Annotated in this window: 2 protein-coding genes; both read right to left on the bottom strand. The window is 75.3% G+C overall.

Translation table 11 applies throughout. From position 1 onward, the window contains the following. Positions 1–67: 67 nt before the first annotated feature. Positions 68–946, bottom strand: coding sequence for an alpha/beta fold hydrolase (locus ACYVE9_RS23600; RefSeq protein ID WP_461029910.1), 879 nt, complete (start codon positions 944–946; stop codon positions 68–70). 76 nt (positions 947–1,022) lie between these two features. After that, positions 1,023–2,278, bottom strand: a 1,256-nt coding sequence (locus ACYVE9_RS23595) for a hypothetical protein (protein WP_461029909.1), incomplete at its 5' end; no start/stop codon positions are given.

Genomic DNA, 2,278 nt, shown 5'->3' with positions numbered 1-2,278 from the left:
GGAGGGACGCGTCGGGGCCGCGCCCCGGCATCCCGGGTCCGCGCCGATCGGGCGGGCGGAGGCGGCTTCAGGCGACGTCGGACGGCTGAGCAGTGGGTCGCCCCGGCAGCTCGGCCAGGTGCTCGGCGGTCAGCGCGGTCAGTTCCCCGGGGGCGTCCTCCTGGACCAGGTGTCCGGCGCCGCCGATCAGCTCCAGCCGGGCGCCGGGCACCCGGCCGGCCAGCTCGCGTCCTCGTTCGGCCGGGATCCACGTGTCGTCGGCGCCCCAGCAGACCAGCACCGGCAGGTCGAGTTCGCCGTAGCGGTCCTGGACCTCGTCGGTGAAGCGCTGGTCGGCCTGCGCGATCTGCCGGTAGAAGGCGCCCTGGCCCGGTTCGCCGAGCCAGGGCGCCACCAGCGCGTCCGCGACCGCCGCGTGCAGGCCCGGGCTGCTCGCCGAGCTGACGTACTCGCGGACCAGGGCACCGGGCAGCGCCGGCGGCAACTGCTCGAAGACGGCGGCGTGCTGCTGCACGAGGCGGAAGAACGGCGAACCCCACGGCGCGAGCGCCACGACGTCGACCAGGGCCAGCGCCCGGTAGCGGCACCCGTGCAGCAGGTGCGCCCGCAGCGCGACGGCACCGCCGAAGTCGTGCGCCACAACGACGGGCTCCCGCACGTCCTCGGTCTGCGCCCAGTGCGCCAGCAACTCGGCGAACACCCGGCCCTGCGCGCCCAGCGACACGTCCTGCCCGCCCTGCATGGCCGAACTGCCGTAACCGGGCATGTCCCAGACGAAGACGCGGTGGCGCCGCGACAGGGCGCGTGCGGTCGCCCGCCAGACGTAGGAGGAGAACGGCGTCCCGTGCAGCAGCACCACCGGGGGGAGGCCCTCCGCGCCCAGCGTGTCCCACCGCACCTCCCCGGACGTGCTGGTGAAGCTCCGGGTGAGCTGCCATCCCGTCATGGCCCTGCTCCTCTCCTCGCCTGGCCGGCCGCCGGCCGGGGGCGGCCGGGGTCAAGTGTGCAGCAGCCGCCCGGGCTCAGGGCGGGCCGGAACCGTTGAGCCAGAACGCGCCGTAGGCGGCGGAGAGCGCGACGAGGACCGACAGGAACGCGCAGGTCCGGGCCGGGCGGGCCCGTGCCATGGCGAGGGCCAGGGGGAAGAGCACGGGGAAGGCGGGGATCAGCAGGCGGGGCTTGGACCCGAAGTATCCGGAGGCCCCGACGGCGAGCAGGGTGACGACGGCGGAGTAGACGACGACCGGAACGGGCTGGCGCTGACGCAGGCCCACCCAGTGCGGCCAGACGGAGAGCAGGACGACGGCGACGAGGACGAGCACGGCCGCCCAGGTGCCTCCGCCCAGCGCACCGGCGGTGAACCGCGCGAAGCCGAGACCGGCGTCGAAGCCGTTGCCCCACTCGCCCTGCACGTCGAGATAACCGAACAGGGCGCCTCGCTCGCTGCCGACCCACAGGATGTAGGAGGCCGCGCCCAGCGGGGCGATCAGGCAGCCGAGCACGGCCCTGAACCGGTGCCCGGGGGCGAGCCACCCGGCCGGAGCGGCCAGGGCTGCCGAAGCGGCCGGAGCGGTGGAACCGGCCGAGCGTGCGGAGCGCCAGGCGCAGAGCACGGCGACGACGAGGGCCGCCGTCACCGCCAGCCCGACCGGCCGGGTCAGCCCCGCCAGGGACGCCAGCACACCCGCGGTGATCCACCGCCGGGTGACGGCCGCGTACAGCGACCAGGCGGCCAGGGCCACGAACAGCGACTCGCTGTAGGCCATCGACTGCACGATGCCGACCGGCACTGCCGCCCACAGGACGACCACGACGGTGGCGGCGCGTCGTCCGTGCACGTGCTCGGCGAGCGCGAAGACGCCCCACGCCGCGGCCAGCGAGGCGAGCAGGCTGATCAGCAGGCCCGCGTGCGGCAGGGACAGGCGGGTGACCGCCGAGACGCCCTGCTCCAGCCACGGGAACAGCGGGAAGAACGCCATGCTGGAGAGGTGCCGCCCGTCGGGCGCCTGCACGGAGAAGGCGTATCCGTGCTCCGCGATGCGCGCGTACCAGAGCGAGTCCCAGCGCTCCGACAGGAGCACCCACGGGTTCTTTCCGGTGAAGCCGGACCAGACGACCAGCACGGCGACGCCGAGCAGGCGGATGAGGGCGAACAGCGCCAGCGCGGGAGCTGCCGCGCGCAACGAGGCGGAGAGCCCCCCGCGGACCGGCGCGCGCCCCCAGGAGGGCTGCGACACGTGCACCCCGGTGGCTGCCGGCGCGTGCCCGGCGGACCGGC

Source organism: Streptomyces sparsus, from assembly GCF_054776295.1.
The sequence above is the reverse complement of the archived record's forward strand: the minus strand, read 5'-3'. Positions and strand labels throughout refer to the sequence as shown.

Coding starts and splice junctions, on each gene's coding strand:
- ACYVE9_RS23600 (WP_461029910.1), bottom strand. CDS start 946: ATGACGGGATGGCAGCTCACCCGGAGCTTCACCAGCACGTCCGGGGAG.